Here is a 21,091-nt window from a genome sequence, read left to right as displayed (position 1 = left end):
ATAAATATGTCAAATATTGTTTTTTGCTTCCCACCCATAGTAAGTACAATTAATTCAAGTTTAAAACTGGCCAGGGAATTAAAGCTGCGTGGTAACACTATCACATACATTGGTATTGCTGATTGCCAGCCGGTAATTCATGCTAACGGTTTTGAATTTGTACCGGTATATGAAAAATGGTTTCCAAAAGGATGTTTTGAAGATAGAAATTTAATAGGCCAATCTTTTGGCGATAATGATTTTGTTGATGAAAGAAACTTTCAAACCCGGTTTAATGCTTTTTTAAATTTTTTGATGGCAGGCGGAGACGATGAATTACAAAAAGTTGTCCAAACGCTGCAGCCCGATTTAGTGATCATATCAACATCGTTAGACGATTCAATAGTATGGGCCTTATTAATCTATAAAATGAAATTAAAATGCATGTATCTTTTTGATGTCTTAGGTGGAGTTGCCAGCCATACTGTTCCGCCTATATATACTGAATTAATGTCAGATGGATCACTATGGTCGACAACAAAAATAATAGCAGCTTGGCTGGTCTGTAAAGTTAAAAAGTTCTGGCATGAACGATATTCGGTCATAGATGGACCTGATTTATTGTCTTTTCAACAAATAAGAAAACTGGCCAATTATTGTAATTATCCTTATAAAAATATTGCATGCCTAACCGACATGCCAAGCCCTCAGCTAAATATACTTGAGTTGGTTTTGTTTCCACAGCAATTTGATTTTCCCGGCGCCAAAAGAAATAAAAGGTACTATGCAGAAGCTTCTATTGATTTGGATCGGGTTCAGGAGTATTTCCCTTGGGAAAGAATTAATGATGACCGGCCATTAGTTTATTCTGCATTGGGCACTTTAACCGGGCTAACAAATAGTGAATATGAAAATTTTTTTAATACAGTTATTGATGCGTCAACAAAATGGCCGGATTGGAATTGGGTTATTTCTATTGGTAATAATTTGAAGGTGGAACATTTTAAGTCTGTCTTTGATAATGTAATTATTGTTAACCGCGCCCCGCAGTTGGAGTTGTTAAAAAAAGCATCATTAATGATTACTCACGGCGGACCCAATTCCGTTAAGGAATGTATATATTTTGGTGTTCCAATGATAGTTTTTCCATTATGGTTCGATCAACCGGGCAATGTTGCAAGAGTAACTTATCACGGCTTGGGGCTTAAAGGCGATTTTAAGAAAATCAGCCAAAAGGAATTACAAGGACTTATAGAAGAAGTAACCTCTAACCCTAAATACAGAGAACGAATAAAGGCAATGCAGAAATATTTCATGGAAATTGAAGAAGCCAAACCCAGTGTTAAGCTAATTGAAGAATTTATAGCTAAACCCAATACATCGTCTTTTTTTTAATAGTTTAGTAAAAAGTAGTTCTGTTTTATTTGCGGAATATCGATTTTATTATGAACGGCATGTTTATAATAATTTTTCGAATATACCATTAACTATAGTATTTTTATTTTTCAAGGAAAAATCCAATGCTGGTTTTGGGCTTAAATGGCGGTGGCGACTCAGTGTTTGATACGTATTTTGGATTATCTGAAAATGCCTATCATGATACTGCTGCAGTATTGATGCAAGATGGCAATGTCATTGCCGGAATCGAAGAAGAGCGATTAATTCGTATTAAACACACTAATAAAATATGGAGGTTTGCAGTGCTGTTTTGTTTGGAGCAAGCCAATAAGACACTGGAAGATATAGATTATATTGCGGTCTACTCCAATGAAGATAATTTAAATAAAGTATTAAAAAAATATCAGATAAGCAATTCCTTGCTTGCTGAAATTGGAGATGCACGTAAATTTTATCGCTATTTGTTTCAAAGGGAATTTAATTATTGCTTAAAGGATAACCAGCTTGTATTTGTCGACCACCATACAACACATGCGGCAACGGCTTATTATATGTCGGGTTTTAGCGATAGCCTTGTGTTGACCATAGATGGACTCGGCGACGAATTGGCGACCAATGTGATCAATGTTCGCAATAAGCACTTTGATTATTTATTAAGTAAATCGGAGACCGACTCGTTAGGACTTTTATATTGGGAAGTGATAGGTTTTCTCGGTTATAGTCATTTTGATGAATATAAAGTTATGGGGCTTTCACCCTATGGTTGTAGAGAAATCTATAAAGAACAATTTGAGCGATTATATAGCTTATTGCCAAATGGCGATTATTCGTTACATCGGGATCGCGTAATTGAACTGTTTAGTATATTGAATCCCAGACAAAAGGAGGCTCCGTTCACGCAAGTTCATATGGACATTGCGGCGGCATTACAAGAAGCGTTAGAGACTATTGTTCTGCATATCCTGAGTCATTTCCAGCAAGTGACCGGCCACACTCGTTTGGTCATCAGTGGCGGCGTTGGTCAAAACAGCAGCATGAACGGCAAAATTCTCCGTTCCGGTTTATTCGAGGATGTTTTTCTGCCATCTTTTGCCGGTGACTCGGGCTGTGCTTACGGTGCGGCAGCTTATACCGCTCACAAAATGCAACCGGAATTACCCTTTACGCGTATTCCTCACGCTTATTGGGGAACGCCGATTCATGACGATGAAGTTAGCGACGCTTTAGAGGCTTGGAGCGCATTTTTGGATATTGAAAAATTGGCTAACCGATCAGAGCAAGTCGCCGATCTGATGAGTGACGGCGCAGTGATCGGTTGGGTGCAAGGACGTTCAGAATTCGGTCCCAGGTCTTTAGGTAACCGCAGTATCCTGGCCGACCCGCGTATCGCTTCGCACAAGGAGACGATCAATGCGATGATCAAAATGCGCGAAGGTTACCGGCCATTTGCGCCGTCTATACTGGAAGAGCGAGTCCGTGATTTTTTCGAGGTGCCGGGAGATTATGCCGATTTCCCGTTCATGTCGTTCGTACTGAATGTCAAACCGGAATGGCGCGAACAATTACCCGCCATTACTCATATAGACGGCAGCGCTCGTCTGCAAACCGTAAGCCGGGCGAGTAATCCGCGCTATTGGGAGTTGATCGACGCGTTCGGCCGCAAAACCGGCATTCCTATTTTGCTGAATACCTCGTTCAACAACAATGCCGAGCCTATTGTCGACAGCATAGACGATGCCGTGGTGTGTTATCTGACTTCCGGGTTGGACTATCTGATTGTGGGCGGTTATTTGGCCCGTAAAAAAGCCTGGCAGCCCGAGGAACTGGCCGGTTTAATCGTCAGCTTGCCGAAAGCTGCGTTGTTGCTCAGAGAAGATCGCTATATCAATCATAGCGAACGCAGCTTCAGTTATACGCTGGTTTGGAATTACGATTCCGCACGGCGGTATGCATTGTCGGAAGTCGTGTACAAAATCTTGCAAGCGGCAGACGGAGAGCAGTCGGTAGGGCTGCTTATGCTTACTTTGGGATTTTCAAAGAAGCAGCAAGCGCAGGTTTTGGAAGAATTGCCGGGATTATGGTCGGATCGATTATTGGTGTTGCGGCCAAAGCAGAGTTTGTAAGGTCGTTATAAAGGGTTGTTTTAAGTACGCTATTGTCGTGAACGATTAAACCGGATTAAGCATATGATTGGACATTCTTTGAGATGGTGAAAATAACAGGTGCCGGATGGCGCTTCGGTAGGCTGGGAAATGCTTTTGTACTCGCTATAGAGATCCCGTTTATTGTTAAAAGTACGGATAGCCTTACACCGTCAATCGCAGGTTGGCTTCTTGCCGGCTGTTTTTTTTGTTTTTGTGCTTCGACACAGGCCGCAGCCCCTGTACTGGTTCGTACACAAATGCTGGCGGAGTCGGTCATTTATCCTGAGTCTGCCGCTCCCGCCATCGTCGTGAGCCTGAACGATGCGCCCATCGCCGCTCAACTGGATGCCTTGGTAGTTGAGGTACCGGTTCGGGTAGGCGATACGGTCAAAGCCGGGGCCGTGCTGGTTAAACTTGCCTGTAAGGATTTCGAACTGGAACAGTCAAGGTTGAAAGCGGAACGGCAAGCCATTCAGGCGCGTCTTGAACTGGCGCAGTGGCAGCTCAAACAGGCGGAAACGCTGGCGGCACAGCAAACCCTGCCGGAAGAACAGGTGCAGGAGAAACGTTCGCAACTGGCGGTGTTACGCGGCGACCTTGCCGCTCATGGCGCACGCATCGAAATCACCGACCGTCAGATCTCTCATTGTACCGTCAATGCGCCTTTCCCCGGTGTGGTGACGGCGCGTTTAATCGCTGTAGGACAGTTTGCAGCACGCGGCACCGCCTTGGTGAAATTGCTTGATATGACCCAACCCGAAGTTTCTGCGCAGGTATCCAGCCGCGAAACCGATGTCTTGCGTCAGGCAAAATCACTGACTTTCGAACACGACGGCAAACATTATCCACTGAGTTTACGTGCAGTGCTGCCGACCATCCACACTGAAACCGGCACACAGGAGGTGCGCTTGGACTTCACTGAGCTACGCAGTGATCCCGGTGCGGCCGGCCGATTGATTTGGCAGGCGGGCATGCCGCATGTCCCCGCCGAATATCTGGTGCAGCGCGGCGGTCAGCTCGGCGTGTTCATTATTGCTGATGGCAAGGCGCATTTTCATGCACTTCCCGGCAGCCAAAGCGGGCGACCTGTAATTATCTCGCTTCCGCCTGAAACGCAGCTTATCGTCACCGGCCAGTTCGGCTTGAGCGAGGGAACGGATGTTAAGGCTGAGCCGTTACAAGGACGCTAACGAATGCTTAAGCGATTTTATCAAAACCATGTATTGGCTAATCTTACCTATGCCTTGGTCGTTTTAATCGGCCTGTTCGCTTACTGGAGTCTGGCGCGAGAAGAGTTTCCTGATGTGAACCAGAACGTCATGAGCGTCTGGATAGGCGTGCCGGGGCTTTCAGCCGAAGACATCGAGCAACGCTTAACCTTGCCTTTCGAACAACTATTGCGCGCCCGCCTGGCTGATGTGCGAACCATCTCAAGCACGACCGGCGCCGGATATTCCTCCACATTACTTCGCTTTAACTCGCTGGATCGAACGACTTTCGAGAAACGCGGGGCTGAACTGCGCCGCGAAGTACAGGCGGCGTATGCGACGATTTTTCCCAAAGAAGCCACGACCTATTGGGTTTTCGGAGACACCGGCTCGGTCATTCGTAGCGTAGGCACCGTGCTGGTGCAGGGCGGCGGTGATCAGGAACGCTTCAAGGCGACTATCCGCGAGATCAAACGCGACCTGGAAAGAATTTCCGGGATCGAGAAGCTTGATTATTACGGCTATTCGGAATCGGAAATTCATATCGCTTTTCACCCTGAACAGCTGGCAGGTCTGGGCTTGAACCCGCTGGATATTGCCGATACGGTCAGCATCTATTTACGTGACGAAGCGGCGGGGCCGGTGGCGTTGGGCGACAAGGAATGGCTGGTGCGGGTAGTGGGCAGCAGCAATCTTCCTGCGCGCTTGGCAGAACTGGCCATTGTCGGTGCTCATGGCGTGGTAAAGCTGGGCGACATCGCCGAGATTGCGCGGAGCGACAACAGTTTCAATCCTATGCCCCGTAGCGACGGTGTGCCGGCCGGGCTATTTTCGCTTTATAAGAAAAATGCTGCCGATGCTTTCGAAGTGATTAAGCAAGTGCAGCATTTTATCGAGGCACGTAATGCCGAAAGCGGGCACACCGGCGTCAAACTGCTGCTCGCCGAGGACGAGACGATTCGCACCCGAACCGCTATCTCGATTATGGAGCACAAGGCGTGGTGGGGCTTGCTGCTGGTGCTGATCATGACCTGGGTATTTTTGGGCTCGCGGCTTGCTGCGCTGTGTACGCTAGCAGTTCCCTTTGCCTTGGGCGGAACCTTCCTGATGTTGCAAGCGGCGGGCATGACGCTGAATACCAGCGTGTTGCTTGGCGTAATGATCGCCCTCGGCATGTTGGTGGATTATGCGGTGGTCGTGGTCGAGGCTATTGCCTACCGGATCCGGCAAGGCATGGCGGCACTGGATGCGGCGCTCGACGCACTGCACGAAGTCGGAACGCCTGTAATCAGTTCATTTCTGACCACGATCGCGGCATTTTTGCCGTTGGCGCTGTTGCCGGGATTCCTCGGCGGTATTATGCGGGTGGTGCCGATTGCAGTGACCGCGGCCTTGTTGGCGGCGCTGATTGAAGCGTTGTGGATGTTGCCCGCACATATCACGGCGTTGGGCCCGATGCTGGCCAGTCCTTCACGTTTTCAGGCAACGCGCACCCAGGCAAGTCATTGGTTGCAGGTTCGTTATACCCGGCTGTTGCTGAGTTGCCTGCGTCATCCCGGACGGGCCTTTTTTCCGGCCCTGTTTGCCTTTAGCATAGCCGCGGCGGCGCTGGTCTGGGGCTGGGTTGTTGTCGATTTTTTCCCCAAGGAACCTACGCGTTCGTTTTCGGTTCAGGCCAAGTTTCCGCCGGGTACTAAACCCGACAGCACTTATCCGGTATTCGATACAATAGAAACTCGTGTACGCGCATCGCTGACTACCGATGAACTCCAGGCTATCGTAGCGCTTCCTCCCGAGGAACTGCGGGTTTATCTCACTCCGAACGGCCGGAAGCTGCCCGAAGTATTGGCGCTGATAGAGCCGGCACTACAGCAAATCGTAGGTCCTTCGGAACTCTCAATCAATGGACAAACCAGTGGCGGTCCGCAAGGTGCGCCGATCAAGGCGAAACTGACCGGTTCGGATTTTCTTGCCTTGAGATTGGCCGCTGAAGATTTACAAGCCGCCCTAAGTAAACACCCGGCCTTTAGCAATTTGCACAGCGATTATCAGGGAGGCGCGCCGCAACTGGATTTGCGCCTCAATGGCGAAGCCATCCAGCGTAGCGGCGTTGCCCCGGAAACCGTATTGCGCACCATCAAACTGTTGGTGCGCGGCGAAGTGGCGGCCAGCTATCGAGAAGGCGCCGACTCGATTGGCGTTCGAGTTATGTCCAAAACAGCGCCGTATCAAGACCTCGATGCCTTATTGCGGCAAACGGTCGCCCGTCCCGGCGGAGGCGCGGTACCGCTGGCCGATCTGGTGGTGGCGGAGCGCCGGGAAGGCCCGCAGATGATTCATCATTATAACTACCGGCGCGTCATCACCCTGGAAGCCAATCTGGATGCACAGCAGATGAATGTGCGTGATGCCAATGACTGGATTGCCAAGCAATGGCAAGACTTAAGCGCCGCCCACCCGGAAGTGAAACTGGATTTGACGGGCGAGATCGAGGACATTGAAGAGAGTCTTGGCGGCCTTCGGCATTTGGCGTTTCTCGGATTGGGCCTGATTTTTTTGATTCTGGGCGCACAATACCGCAGCTATTTGCAGCCTGCGCTAATCCTGCTCAAGGTACCGATGGCGTTTGCCGGGGTTATTTTGGGACTGCTCCTGTCGCGGGAGCCGGTCAGTCTTTACACGCTGTACGGCGGCGTCGCGCTGGCCGGGATCACGGTCAACTCGGCCATCCTGTTATTCTCCGCAGCCAATGACCGGGTCGAAGCGGGGATGAATGTAGTGCATGCGACTTTCTATGCCGCACGGAGGCGGCTGATTCCGATCCTTATTACTTCTTTTGCCACAATGGCCGGGTTGTTGCCTCTGGCGGTAGCCGGAGACGAGGCCTCTTCGCTGTGGCGGCCGGTGGCGACGGCTATTGTTTGGGGGCTGGGTTTTTCGACCCTCCTTACTTTATTCGTGGTGCCGCTGATTTATCGGCTGGCGATAGGCTGGACACAAAAAAGAACAAGAAAATCGATATGAGCCTAAAGAACGCAGTTGAGCACTCCAAAATTCCGTTCGTCCTGAGCCTGTCGAAGCATGAATACCTTACTGAATTTTGGGGGGGGAAACGGTACCGGCGAGTCATCCTGAGTTTGGTTATTGCTTTACTTAGCACACCGCTTCAAGCCAACGATCTCCTTACAGTCTACCAGGACGCCGCACGAGAAGACCCGCAACTGGAACGGGCACGGGAAACCCTTGCCGCAATCCAGGAGACGCAAAGTCAGGCCAGTGCCGCGCTGTTTTTGCCCGAGGCAACGGCTGCCGCCAACATCAATCAGGATTCCCAGAATGTTCAATTCAGTGGAGCCGATGCCACAGGCGCCAGCGGGCGCAGTCATTTTCAAAGCGGCGGTTATAGTCTGACCCTGACGCAGCCTTTGCTGCACTATGATCGCATCGTTATGTGGCAACAGGCAGACAGCCGCATTGCCCAGGCTGAGGCCGAATATGCCGCAGCCGAGATTGCCCTGATGTTGCGGGTTGCCGAGCGCTATTTCGACTTGCTTGCCGCCAATGAAAATCTCCAATTTGCCCAGGCACAACAGGAAACGCTTGCCCGTGGGCTTAACGAAACCCGGCAGCGCCAGGCAGTGGGATTTCTCGCGCTGACCGACGTGCAGGAAGCCCAGGCGGGTTACGACCGGGCCTTGGCGGATACCGTTGAGGCAGAGCATTTGCTGCGCGATGCCAACGAAAGTTTGCAGGAAGTGACGGGCGTTAACTATGACCGGCTCGCCAGTTTGCGAAATGAAATACCGTTGGTCAAACCCGATCCCGCTATTGAGGAAGAATGGGTTAATCAGGCGCTGATGCAGAATTTCGGGCTGCTCATTAGTGAACAAGCGGCACAAATAGCAAAGGCGGCAATCGACATCCAGCAAGCCGGACACCTGCCCACACTGGATGTCGTCGGCAGCCATACCTTCTCGACTTCAGGCGGACGTTTCGGTACTGCGGATATTGAGGATACCGTTGTCGGCTTGTCCCTGAACGTACCGCTTTATCAGGGCGGACGTGTTAATTCAAGAACGCGGGAGGCCGAGCACCGCTATCGTGCGGCGCTGGCTACGTTAAAACAGGAACAGAGAACCGTGCATCGAGCCGCCAGCAAGGCCTTTTTGGGCGTCGTAGCGGGCATCAGCCGGGTTAATGCCTTGCAACAGACGTTGCGCTCGAGCGAAACCGGAGTCAAAGCCACTGAAGCCGGTTTTAGAGCCGGTCGCCGCACCGCACTGGATGTCATCGTCGCCGAGCGCGAACGGCTGCGGGTGCAAAAAGACTACGCACGAGCCCGCTACGACTATTTGCTGAACACGTTGCGCCTGAAACAGGCGGTCGGGACTTTGTCGCCCGCTGATCTTGCCAAGGTGAATCAGTGGCTTGAAAGTAAGCCGTTGTTATAGGGGGACGCCGACTTGGGGCTGCTTCTCACAAGAATGCGATAAGGCAATGATCAAAATGAATGAGGATGTGCAAGCCGTTCATGCTTCGACAGGCCCGGCATGAACGGTTTGCACACGCCCCAACTGCGGTTTTTAGGATGAAAGTCTGCGCTATCGTCGTAAGAGCAGATACACACTCAAGCTGATTTTTGTGTTTAATTTGGGTTTAAATGCGGTAAGGAGAAAAAATGAATGAGCAGAATATGATCCTGCAGTTGCCGGTTAATTATTTCCGGTATCTGGAGTGGCATAAGCATCCTACACAACAGGCCAAGCGTGTCAGACGGACATTAGCCGAGGGGCTGTTTGAAATACACGAGCCGAGATTCGAATTATGTTTGGACGATATTCCTGAATTGGCGGCTAAGGTGCGTACCAGGGCTATCGGCAGATATACGTTGGTTGAATCGGAGTATGGGGAAATAGTACTGGAACAACAAGCTAAGGAGGTTGAGCGTATTTTAGAGCATATTGATGGGGCGTTAACTTTTAGCGAACTGTTGGAATCAGGCCATCTTGCGAAGCCAATGGAGTCGGATAAGATCCTGGATACCGTTAATTGTATGCTCGGCACAGCCATCGTTCTGCCTGCTGCGGTAAAGTCCCTTGAGTCGGCCATTCCCGGTGTATCCATAGGACGGTTCCCGCTTTCCCCGTACCATATCGTCCGGGTTTACTGGGAAAATATGAAGAATGTACGGGCGGAGCTTGAATCGTCCTGTTTTAAAGGCAGTACACAGGAGTTGCTAGAGCGATTGCGGCGTCTTCATCTGCTTACTCTAATGGGATCGGGGCTGACTTCTTTCTATAAACCGCAGTCGCAAGTTTCGGATGTGTCGGTTTGGCCCGGCCATTTCCGAACCGAGAATGTCCATATCCCTTTACCGAATGAGTTTTTGGCCTACCTGAAAATGGTGGCTTTTTCGTTGGCTATTCCTTTGACGGATCAATTTGCGGTTTGCTGGAAAGAAGGAGGGCAAGATTGGGGAGCTGGAAAAATATTGGCCGATAAAATAGTGTACAGGCCGCCGGCCGCACCGTTTACCGGGCAAATTGAGCAGCTTTGTTCAATGCTTGCGGCCTTGCCCTCTTCGGTCAGCGATGAAAATTCAGCCGAGGCAATTTCGGCGCTCGGCGCTTTTCATCAGCGTTTCGCACAATTGCATCCTTTCGCATGCGCCAATCAATCCGTGGCGATGAATATAGTCAATTTTTTCTTGGGCAAATGGTTTAATACCTGCATACCCCATTTGTATTTGGATATGGTTGCACTTTTCGTTTCCCGGGATAACTATTCGCGTTATTTTGCTCGTGCCGTGAAGTTTTATTCGCTTAAAAGCAACGAGGCGCAGGGCAGCTATCCGGAACTTAAGCTAAGGTCGAAAAAAATGAATCAATTCATTCCGCGCCTCATATCGTCTGTTCAGGCGGGTGAAGTAGAGGATACCCTCAAAACAGAACCTGAGGCCGCGTGCGATCTATTGCTTTACGATTGATCGAACCGCAGGATAGAAGGTGTCGATAGCGCGACAGTTATTTGAATCGGGTTTGGCGCACCCGAAGGCGAGTTACTTTCTTTTGTCATTCTACCTCTCCATCCGTGGGGTCGTACCTGCCGCATTCATGCAGCACCCCGGCGGGCTAATCACTCGGCACATCATTGTGCCTCGCCCTTCGGGTGCTGCGCATGCAAATCGGCTATCCTCCCGATTTGTCCCGCCTAAAGCTCCGGTGCTCGGCACGGTGAGCTGGAGAAATACGGTCCGTGCGTAACATCAGTTACTTAAGCTGAATTTATTGTCCATTGAGGCATGAGCCAGGAGAATGTTTTGAATTTAGAGACTATGGTTTTTTTGGATCAACCTTGGTCGGAGGCACATAGATAAGGACGAGATGTAAATCCCGTCCTCTATATTCAAGAGTTATTGCGACGCCGTTTGTTGCATGTGTATCTGCAAGCTTAACGGACGCATATCCGTCCAGACTTCTTTGATGTGATCCAAGCATTCTTGTTTGTTGCCGATTTTGCCGGCCGCCCGCCAACCGCCCGGTATTTCTTTGTATTCAGGCCAAATTGAATATTGCTGTTCGTGATTGACGACAACCTGATAAATGATTGTGTCTTCTTCGTCGTCCCAAGCCATTGTTTTTCTCCGTTGATAGATAACTGTTAGTGTTCGCACATCAAATTCGGTTTTTTAAAATCAGCTCTCCCTTTTTGGCAGAAGAGAGTTAAAGGTGCCGAATTTTGGAGTGCGATGGGATGGTTTCCGTAAAGGAGACGATAGAAGCGGCAAAATACCTCAGTTGTCATGCTAATCCAGTCTATGGGTTTTGAATTGCTTACGGCAATGCAGGAGCGCCTTGGCCATGTGTTTTTCGACGGAACTATCGGAGATGTTGAGTTCCTTGGCGGTTTCGGCATAGGTCATGCCGTAAACTCTATTCATGATAAATATCTCCCGAGTGCGCAAAGGCAACTCATCCAATATCCGCGTGACGGCAGCCAATCTTTCGTCGACGGATACAAGTTTCTCGGCGGAAGGGAATTCGCTTTGCGGGGATGGGTTTTGTTCTTTCGTTTGTTCATAATTTTCAGTTACTTTTCGATGCTTGATGTGATCGTAAGCAAGGTTTTTGGCAACTCTGAACAGAAAGCCGCGCGGATGATCGATAGTTTGTTTTTGTGCTTCGCGGAAAAAAATAATGAAGCTTTCTTGAGCAAGATCGGCAGCTATATCCGGACAGTTGACAATCCGGGTCAAATGAAACTGCAGTTCGGACTGGTGATTTAAGTAAATGGTTTCTATGTTCAAGTTCAAATCCCTCTTCGTTGTTGTTAAGAATGTTTACTTTGTTGTTACGCCTTCAGCATCGGAATAAGGGCGGATTCAGTTTTGGGGTTAACAGCATTAATGATTTTCTTGGGCTATCGGCATACAGATAAGCACTTTGTAACGAGTCTGGTAAACCGGAGAATAGTACGGTTGTCGCATGTCGATCAGATGGATGCTTGAGACGCTCTCAAAGTGCTGGTCATGGTTATAAAGCAATGGCTGTGCCACTTTTATATGCTCATGATTTCAATTGGTTAGCGTGAAGTGTTGTGTGGATGCTTGGAAAGTGCGTTATATGACGCATTTAAAAAGTGTTATATAACATAGTTATTTAAAAGATTAAGACGTTGTGATGGATAGTATTGATGCTACGCGTCAATGTCGGGCGCTTTTGTTTAGCGGCATTTTTTAAGCAGGGCGGATGAGGTTAAAAAGGCTTTAAGGCGTCCTATTATCAAGCCTACTCCGGTTTTTAGGTCTGATATGCGGCATAACGAAAGATTTGTTCTAACGCATTGAATTGTGTGCACGCAAGCTTAAAGGAAAATATTTTATGTTAGTTTTTTTGTGCCGGTCATCCTGGCTAACGATTGTTGGCGTATTAGTTGCCGGCATTATCAGCGGATTAAGCAGTGCGGCTTTGGTGGCGCTGATTAATTCGACGTTGTCGAATACCTTGGATGCTAAGCTTTTGCCGTGGCTATTTGGCGGATTGTCCGTTGCGGTATTGTCCAGCGGATTTCTATCGCATTATTTGCTCAATCGGCTCAGTGCTAAAATTGTGTGTAATCTTCGCATTCAAATCAGCCGCTTGATTCTTGCCGCGCCTTATCCTTATCTGCAAAAGCTCGGCAAGTCGGCGTTATTGGCCAATTTGACCGAGGACATATCGGCGATTGCCAATGCCAGTCAATTATTACCGGTCGTGTGCATTAATTTCGCTGTCGTGGCCGGCTGTATGGCTTACCTGAGCTGGCTGTCCTGGCAGTTGGCGTTGGTTTTGGGCGGAGTGATTATATTCGGGGTTTTGAGCTCAAGTTTGTTCAGAGAATTGCCTAAAAACGCCATGCTCAAGGCGCGGGAGGAATATGATGTGCTTAGCAACGGTTTTCGGGCTTTGACGGAAGGCATTCGTGAATTGAAGTTACACCGGCAGCGTAGCGACGCGTTCATGGCGCAGTCGCTGGCGGCCAGTGCCGAAGCCTATCGCCAATATTCATTTCGGGGAGCAGTGGCTTATTTGTTGGTAAACCAGTGGGCGCAGCTGCTGTATTATTTGGTCATAGGCGTAATCCTCTATGTTTTTCCTGTTTGGCAGCTGATTGATCAGAAGGTAATCGGCGGCTATGCGTTGGTATTTTTGTTTATGATGTCGCCATTGGCCATACTCACTACCAGTTTGCCGGTATTTAGCCGCGCCAATGTGTCGTTACAAAAAGTCCGGCAATTAGGCGATCAGCTCAAAATGCAAGTACAACAATCCGATGTGGCTGATACACCGGAGCTTTGCGCAATGTTTTCCACGTTGTCGCTACAAGGTGTGACGCACAGTTTTCATCGGGAAAAAGAAAATCGCAATTTCACCCTGGGGCCTATCGACCTGGACTTTAAGTCCGGTGAGCTGGTATTTTTAATCGGCGGCAACGGTAGCGGCAAGACGACACTGGCAATGCTGCTGATCGGACTTTATAAACCTGAGCAAGGGTTTATTCGTTGGAATGGAGAGCCTGTCGATGACAGTAACAAGGATAATTACCTGCAAAACTTCTCAGTGATTTTTTCGGATTTTTATTTGTTTGACGAATTGTATGGCGTCGGTAACGGGAACAACCAAGTGCTTATCGACGATTATTTGCAACGCCTGCACTTACACCATAAAGTGAAAGTTCATAACGGGCGTTTTTCTTCGGTGGATTTGTCGCAAGGTCAGCGCAAGCGTTTGGCGTTGTTGGTCGCTTATTTGGAAGACCGGCCTTTTTATGTTTTCGATGAGTGGGCGGCAGACCAGGATCCTGAATTCAAGCATTTATTTTATACTGAACTGTTGCCGGCCTTGAAAGCTCAAGGCAAGACAGTATTGATCATCAGCCACGACGACCGTTATTTTTACTTGGCGGATCGCTGCATTAAGCTCGAAGAAGGTCAGATTGTAGCTATGGAAAAACCTGTAGCAATAGGAAAACAGGTACAGCCGAAGGAGGATGCGGTACAAGCTTATAATTAACGGTATGTCGCAATCGGTTAAACAACAGGATAACAAGGTGAATATTCGAAAAATTATTTTATATGCCGTTTTAACGGTGGCGAGCGTGGTGGCGATAGCCATTGGCGTCGGTTTTTGGGTTTTACATAACGCCATGCCGCAACTGGACGGCACAGTGAAGCTGGATAAGCTTACGGCGGAAGTTCACGTAGATACCGATGTGCACGGCATACCGGTCATCAATGCCGCTAACCGTGCCGATGCGGTTCGAGCATTGGGCTATGTTACCGCCCGCGACCGCCTGTTTCAGATGGACCTGATGCGCCGTAAAAGCGCCGGGCGCTTGGCGGAAATTTTCGGCGATATGGCGCTGGACAGCGACATCAAGGCCAGAACCTACGGCTTTCATCGGGAAGCGAAAACGATATTGAACAAACTGCCGCCCAATCATCAGCACTATCTACAAAGCTATGCCGACGGCGTCAACAGCTATATCACAGAGTCCGGCAAACTGCCTTTCGAGTTTACCGTATTGAGGTATCGCCCCGAGCCTTGGACTCAGGAGGACAGTCTGCTGGTCGTATTAGGCATGTGCGAGAACTTGACTGCCTGGGAGGAGCGCGGCGAGCGCATGCTGAGCGTAATGGAAAAAACCTTGCCGGACGCCATGATGCGTTTTTTAACGCCCGACACCGATTTTTACACCGAACAGCTGCAAAAACAGGCCGAATCGTTGCGCCCGGCACAAGCGATTCCTGTTGAGGCTTTGGCAACCGCATTAGCTGATCAGCCGTCGGATAAGGCCGCGTTAACCCAACTGGTCCAACAACCCGATTTCATGGCCGGTTCCAATGCCTGGGCAGTCAGCGGCAAGAAGACCTGGGATGGGCGGGCTATTTTGGCTAACGACATGCATTTGGGCATATCGGTGCCTAATATCTGGTATCGCATTGAGCTGAATTACGGCGGTACTCATGCCGCGGGCTTGACCTTGCCCGGTACGCCTTTGTTGATTGCCGGCAGTAATCGCCATATTGCCTGGGGAGCCACCAATCTCTCCGGCGATTTCCTGGATTTGGTGCAGCTTGATATCAATCCCGCTAATCCCGGTGAATACCGGGTAGGCGGGCAATGGCAACGTTTTGAGGAATATCCGGAAACCATAGTCGTTAAAGGCGGCGCGGTCAAACAAATCGTAGTCAAGCAGACGCGCTGGGGACCTGTTGCCAACCAGCCGTTGCTGGATCAGCAAGTGGCAATCCATTGGGTAGCGCTGGATGCCGATGCGATCAATTTAAATTTGTTTGATTTGGAACAGAGCAAAACGCTGGAGCAAGCGGTAAAAATCGTCAACAGCACCGGCGGTCCGCAGTTGAATGTTTTATTGGCCGACGATAAAGGCAGTATCGCCTGGACGCTGATGGGCAAGATCCCCAAGCGCTTCGGTAATGACGGTTTGACCAGTCGCTCATGGGCGGACGGCAGCGTGGGCTGGAATGGTTATCTCAAGCCCGTGGATTTGCCGCGCGTCATCGACCCGCCCGAAGGCATTTTGGTGTCCGCCAACGACCGCCGTTTCGCTAAAAGTTATCCGCATGTGATCGGCCATCAGTTCGGCAACGGATATCGTGCCTACAGAATTACCCAGCAATTGACGCAAATGCCCAAGATTGGCGAATGGGCTATGTTCAACCTGCAACTTGATACCGAAAGCGAGTTTTATGTCTTCTACCAACAGTTGGCTTTGAACAGTCTGACTGACGAGGCGATTGCGAAGCAGCCGGATTTGGCCGAAGTGCGCGATTATCTGCTGGCCTGGAACGGCCGGGCCGATGCCGATAGCCTGGGTTTTGCGTTGCTGGTCGAATTTCGTAAGCAATTGATCGAGGCGGTCTTTAAACCGCTGTTGTCGACCAGCCGGGATGCCGATAAAAGTTTCAATTACGCATGGGCTTATATCGATACGCCGTTGCAGGCCCTGTTAACCGAAAAGCCGTTGCAGGCGGTACCGGATGCGGTGCATTACCAAAATTGGAACGATTTTATTCTGGGACAGTTGAAACACAGCTTACAGCAACTGCAAACCCAACATCCGGGGGTGGCGTTAAGAGAATTGAATTGGGGCGCACAGAATAAGGTCAAGCATGCGCATCCATTTTCCAAGGCATTGCCGATACTGAGCGATTTACTGGATATGCCGAGCGAAGCATTGCCGGGTTGCGCTTTTTGCGTGCGCGCGACAGGTCCCGGTTTTGGCGCGAGCGAACGCTTGGTTGTTTCGCCGGGTCATTTTGACGACGCCATCCTGCACATGCCCGGCGGCCAATCAGGCCAGCCCCTGTCGCCTTATTACCGCGATCAGCAGAACTATTGGCTCAAGGGCTTGCCGATGCCACTGACAGCCGGAAAGCCGGAACACGCCTTGCTGCTACAGCCGGATAGCAAGTAAAATTCCAGGCGGAGTATGAGCAATTTCTGTGGATGGTCGCCGGTTATGCTGCTCGCTTATTCGGCCTACGGAGAGCTTTTTTATGAAAAAACTGAGTAGTGACCTATGAAACAGGAAAACGAGAATAACAGTTTGGAAACCGAGCTTGATAACGACATTGATGAGCAAGCGGTGGCCTGGTTTATACGGTTACGGGCCGACAATGTTTCCAGCGAAGAAAAAGCGTCATTTCTTTTATGGCTGAACCAGGCTGATTTGCACCGAGAAACCTTTAATGAAATCAGCAAACTCTGGGGCGATACCGGTTTGCTGCAAGCACTCGGTGAATCCGCCCAAAAACATCACATCGCACCGAAAAAGAAAACAAGCTCCGTTTATTTTAAACTGCCGCTGGCGATAGCAGCCTGTCTGGTCTTAACCTTGTTGTTCGGCAACGAAGTTGCGATATTAATGCAAGGCGACTATTCGACCAAGGTGGGCGAACGCAAAACCGTGTATTTCGATGACGGTTCCACTGCGATGCTTAATACCGACAGTTCCATCGCAGTTAACATGGATGGCCCGCAACGCAAGGTCGAGCTGCTGAAAGGCGAAGTCTATTTCGAAGTCAAGCCCGACCCTGACCGGCCGTTTATTGTCCAGGCCGGTCATTCGACGACCCGTGTATTGGGAACCCGGTTTTTTGTGCATGAAAAGAGTGACAGCGACGAAGTTAAAGTTATGTCTGGCCGGGTTGAAGTGATTGACCGGCGCACTTTGAAGCAGCCTGTGGTTTTGCATGATCGCGAGATTGTATCGATTGATGCCGAAGGACTTGGCGAAACCCGGTTGCTGAATTCCGTACTGGCAACTTCCTGGGTAAACGGTTTTTTAGTGTTTGAGAATGCCCCTCTGGAAAGTGTTATTAGCCAGATCCGCCGCTACCGAACCGGTATGGTGATTTATAAAGACAATAGCTTGCGGGAACTCAAGATCAACGGCCGCATCAATTTGCGTGAGTCGGACGACATGCTGAAAGTATTGGGCAGAAACCTGTCGATAAAAATGACCTACCTGACCGATTGGCTGGTGATTATCGGGTGATGCTGATTTCCCCGCTCCAGCTTGGGAATGAAACATAAAACTCTATAGCTTTCACGATAAAAATTTCTTAGCCATTGTGCAACATCCGGTTAATCAGTACTCTTGACGATTGGGCTTAACAGACGCTCTAACGTAAACGACTTTGGCTACAACTTATGACTGCACTGGGCAAAAAACCAATCTTTATCATCATTGGCCTTGCGCTGATTGTTGGGTTTTATTTTTTTACTAAACAGCCGAAGTTGATTGATGTTCAAATAGTCACACTTGAACAAGGCGAGGTCAGGGCAACGGTATCCAATACCCGCGTCGGTACGGTTAAAGCCTGTCGGCGCGCATACCTTGCGCCTGCAACAGGCGGGCAGGTTGCCGAATTGCATGTTAAGGAAGGCGACATTGTTAAACAAAATCAGTTGCTGCTGGAGATATGGAATAAGGATCTGAAAGCGCAGGTCAAATTGCAGGATGCTCAAATCAGAGCGAACCGGGCGTCGGCCGAACAAGCCTGCCAGCTTGGCGCAGGCGCCGAACGTGAGGCGGATCGTGCGTTGCGTTTGCAAAAGTTCGATCATCTTATTTCCGAAGAACAGGTCGATACCAAAGCGACCGGCGCACGCGCCAAGCGGGCATCCTGCAATGCCGCGCTTGAAGCTATTGCCGTTAGCCAGGCCACCCGTGATGCGGCTCAGGCCGCTGTTGAGCGTACCCTGGTCGTTGCGCCTTTCGACGGCACCGTGGCTGAAATCAATGCCGAACTGGGGGAGTTCATCACGCCGTCGCCGCCCGGCATTCCAACCTTGCCCGCGATCGACTTGCTGGATGTCAGTTGCTTGTATGTGTCCGCTCCGATTGATGAAGTCGATGCGCCGCAGATCAAAACCGGCATGAGCGCTTGCGTATCGTTGGATGCATTTCCTGAAAAACGTTGTTCCGGTACGGTAAGCCGTATTGCGCCCTATGTATTGGAAAAAGAAAAGCAGGCGCGCACCGTCGAAGTTGAAGTTAAATTAACCGACCCGAAAGACCTTAAAGGCTTGCTGCCCGGTTACAGCGCCGATATTGAAGTGTTGTTGTCCAGTAAATCGCAGGCGCTCAGAGTGCCAGCTGAAGCGGTATTGGAAAATAACAAGGTCCTGGTGATGCGCGACGACGGTTTGCTGGAGGAGCGCAGCTTTAAGCCGGGGCTGGTCAACTGGAATACCGTGGAAGTATTGTCGGGCCTGAATGTCGGCGATAAAGTGGTGCTGTCGGTAGGCCGGGAAGGGGTGGTTGCAGGCGCTCATGCCCGCATACAAAAATGATACAGCTGGAACATATCCACCGCTATTTTCAGGTCGGTGAGCAGACCGTTCACGCCTTGAATGACATTACTATCACCATTGAAAAAGGCGAATATGTGTCGGTGATGGGACCGTCGGGTTCCGGTAAATCGACTTTACTCAATGTTATCGCCCTGCTTGACCAGCCTAGCTCAGGCCGCTACCTGTTAAACGACCAGCCGGTTACCCAGCTTAGCGATGACGAGCTAGCCAAAGTCCGCCGCGAAAACATCGGTTTTGTGTTTCAGTTTTTTCATTTAATTCCGCGCTTATCGGCGGCTGAAAATATTGAAATGCCGATGATACTGGCCAGCGTGGCGGTTAATGAACGCAAACAGCGGGTGCGGGAGGCATTGGCGTCGGTCAGCCTGCAAGACCGGGCCGACCACAGGCCGGACCAGCTTTCCGGTGGACAGCTACAGCGCGTCGCCATTGCCAGAGCCATGATCATGCGGCCGGAGATTTTATTGGCCGACGAGCCGACAGGCAATCTCGACAGTAAATCCGGCATGGAAATTATCGAGTTGCTGGAAGGCCTTAACCGGCAGGGCGTAACGCTGATGATTATTACCCATGACCAGAATTTGGGCGACAGGGCAGGGCGGAAGATTCGTATTGTCGATGGGCGGATCGGGTGAATGAGGATGTATAAAAATGCACCACGAAGGCACGAAGGCACGAAGAGAACGAAGTTTTTAGCTTTCCTTCGCGCTCTTCGTGCCTTCGTGGTGAATTAATTGAATCTATATCTAGAAAAGTCTAGCTAGGAAACCATGTTCATTAAAGACACGCTAACCCAAGCCTTAGCTGCCATCAGCACCCAGCGTTTACGTGCGGGACTGATTATCCTGGCTATGAGCATAGGCATTGCTTCTGTTTCAGTGCTGACTGCCTTGGGTGAGAGCGCCCGCCGTTATGTGGTTAACGAGTTTGAAGCATTGGGTACAAATCTGATTATCGTGTTGCCGGGACGCACCGAAACCACAGGCGGACAGCCGCCGCTATTTGGCGAAACGCCGAGGGACTTGACGCTGGACGATGCCGAGGCTTTATTCCGCAGCCATCATATTGCCGCGATCGCACCGTTGACGATCGGTTCCGCACCGGTTTCATCGCTAGGTCTGGAACGGGAAACCAATATTCTGGGGTCGACGCACGCATTAAGACGGGTGCGCCGATTGACCGTGGCGCAAGGCAGCTTCCTGCCCCAAGCCGAGATCGATAAAACGCTGTCGGTTTGCGTGATCGGCCAAACCATACGCAAGGAATTGTTTGCCAATCAACCGGCGCTTGGGCAATGGCTGCGCATCAATGACCGGCGCTTCCGGGTGATCGGCGTATTGGCGTCGGAAGGGCAATCGGTCGGTATCGATTTTGACGAAATCGTGATTATTCCGGTGGCTTCGGCGCAGGCTTTGTTCGATACCCACTCATTATTCAGGGTACTGGTTGAAACCAAATCCAAGCCCGATATGTATAAGGCGGTCGATGAAATCAAAGACATCATCAAGGCGCGTCATGAAGGCGAAGACGATGTGACGCTGATTACCCAGGACAGCGTGGTCAGTACCTTCGATAAAATATTGACTGCATTGACCCTGACCGTAGCCGGTATCGCCGGAATCAGTCTGGCGGTGGCCGGTGTGTTGGTGATGAACGTAATGCTGGTCAGCGTCACGCAACGCACCGCCGAAATCGGCCTGCTGAAAGCTTTAGGCGCGACCAAGCGGCAGTTGCTGTGGCTGTTTTTAAGCGAGGCGGCGATGTTGTCGTTGGCCGGGGCAGTGCTGGGCGTGATGCTGGGTTACATAACCCTTGGCGTGTTGCAGGCGCTGTATCCGGATTTTCCGATGGAATTGCCAGGTTGGGCCTTGCTTGCCGCTTTGGCGGTGTCATTGTTGACCGGATTGTTGTTCGGCGTATTACCGGCCAGGAAAGCGGCCAAGCTCGATCCTGTTGCCGCATTGGCAAAGCGCTAAGA

General features: G+C 50.2%; 14 protein-coding genes. 12 read left to right on the top strand and 2 right to left on the bottom strand.

All coding sequences use genetic code 11. The annotated features are described in order from the left end of the window. Positions 1-6: 6 nt before the first annotated feature. The 6 genes from V7051_RS04360 (at position 7) to V7051_RS04335 (ending at position 10,715) form a co-directional block, all read left to right on the top strand. Positions 7-1,374 (top strand): glycosyltransferase, encoded by a 1,368-nt coding sequence (locus V7051_RS04360; protein ID WP_333873808.1) that lies wholly within the window; start codon positions 7-9, stop codon positions 1,372-1,374. 125 nt (positions 1,375-1,499) lie between these two features. After that, a complete protein-coding gene (locus tag V7051_RS04355; RefSeq protein ID WP_333873807.1) occupies positions 1,500-3,500 on the top strand; it encodes a carbamoyltransferase family protein in 2,001 nt (666 codons plus the stop codon). 83 nt (positions 3,501-3,583) lie between these two features. Beyond that, on the top strand, positions 3,584-4,711 hold the full coding sequence (locus tag V7051_RS04350; RefSeq protein ID WP_333873806.1) for an efflux RND transporter periplasmic adaptor subunit: 1,128 nt from the start codon (positions 3,584-3,586) through the stop codon (positions 4,709-4,711). A gap of 3 nt (positions 4,712-4,714) precedes the next feature. Continuing rightward, entirely contained in the window at positions 4,715-7,753 is a 3,039-nt protein-coding gene (locus V7051_RS04345) for an efflux RND transporter permease subunit (RefSeq protein ID WP_333873805.1), read from the top strand. Continuing rightward, on the top strand, positions 7,750-9,180 hold the full coding sequence (locus tag V7051_RS04340; RefSeq protein WP_333873804.1) for a TolC family outer membrane protein: 1,431 nt from the start codon (positions 7,750-7,752) through the stop codon (positions 9,178-9,180). The genes V7051_RS04345 and V7051_RS04340 overlap by 4 nt, the downstream gene beginning before the upstream one ends. Before the next feature lie 227 nt (positions 9,181-9,407). Then, positions 9,408-10,715 carry a hypothetical protein gene (locus V7051_RS04335; RefSeq protein WP_333873803.1) on the top strand — a complete coding sequence of 436 codons (1,308 nt, stop codon included), beginning with the start codon at positions 9,408-9,410 and terminating at the stop codon, positions 10,713-10,715. A 426-nt stretch (positions 10,716-11,141) separates the two neighbouring features. Here V7051_RS04335 and V7051_RS04330 read toward each other — a convergent pair whose 3' ends face one another. After that, entirely contained in the window at positions 11,142-11,363 is a 222-nt protein-coding gene (locus V7051_RS04330; protein WP_333873802.1) for an MbtH family protein, read from the bottom strand. A gap of 171 nt (positions 11,364-11,534) precedes the next feature. Beyond that, positions 11,535-12,035, bottom strand: a complete 501-nt coding sequence (locus tag V7051_RS04325) for an RNA polymerase sigma factor (RefSeq protein ID WP_333873801.1) — start codon at positions 12,033-12,035, stop codon at positions 11,535-11,537. Between the two features lie 574 nt (positions 12,036-12,609). On the opposite strand from V7051_RS04325, the gene V7051_RS04320 reads away from it, so the two are divergent. From V7051_RS04320 to V7051_RS04295, 6 genes are all read left to right on the top strand, one after another. Further along, positions 12,610-14,280 (top strand): cyclic peptide export ABC transporter, encoded by a 1,671-nt coding sequence (locus V7051_RS04320; RefSeq protein ID WP_333873800.1) that lies wholly within the window; start codon positions 12,610-12,612, stop codon positions 14,278-14,280. Positions 14,281-14,317: 37 nt separating this feature from the next. Continuing rightward, complete coding sequence (locus V7051_RS04315; protein ID WP_333873799.1) at positions 14,318-16,708, top strand: penicillin acylase family protein; 2,391 nt, start codon at positions 14,318-14,320, stop codon at positions 16,706-16,708. A gap of 105 nt (positions 16,709-16,813) precedes the next feature. Then, positions 16,814-17,791: a FecR family protein gene (locus tag V7051_RS04310; protein WP_333873798.1), complete on the top strand. Its 978-nt coding sequence runs from the start codon at positions 16,814-16,816 to the stop codon at positions 17,789-17,791. A 155-nt stretch (positions 17,792-17,946) separates the two neighbouring features. Then, on the top strand, positions 17,947-19,092 hold the full coding sequence (locus V7051_RS04305; protein WP_333873797.1) for an efflux RND transporter periplasmic adaptor subunit: 1,146 nt from the start codon (positions 17,947-17,949) through the stop codon (positions 19,090-19,092). Continuing rightward, positions 19,089-19,748, top strand: coding sequence for an ABC transporter ATP-binding protein (locus V7051_RS04300; RefSeq protein WP_333873796.1), 660 nt, complete (start codon positions 19,089-19,091; stop codon positions 19,746-19,748). Before V7051_RS04305 ends, V7051_RS04300 begins: the two co-directional genes overlap by 4 nt. Positions 19,749-19,883: 135 nt before the next feature. Then, the gene (locus V7051_RS04295) at positions 19,884-21,089 is read left to right on the top strand and encodes an ABC transporter permease (protein ID WP_333873795.1); all 1,206 of its coding nucleotides are present in this window, start codon (positions 19,884-19,886) and stop codon (positions 21,087-21,089) included. The last annotated feature ends 2 nt before the right edge of the window (positions 21,090-21,091 follow it).

Source organism: Methylobacter sp., from assembly GCF_036845245.1.
In the GTDB taxonomy this organism is placed as follows: domain Bacteria; phylum Pseudomonadota; class Gammaproteobacteria; order Methylococcales; family Methylomonadaceae; genus Methylobacter_A.
Note: the sequence above shows the minus strand (reverse complement) of the source record. Positions and strands in the feature narration are given on the sequence as shown.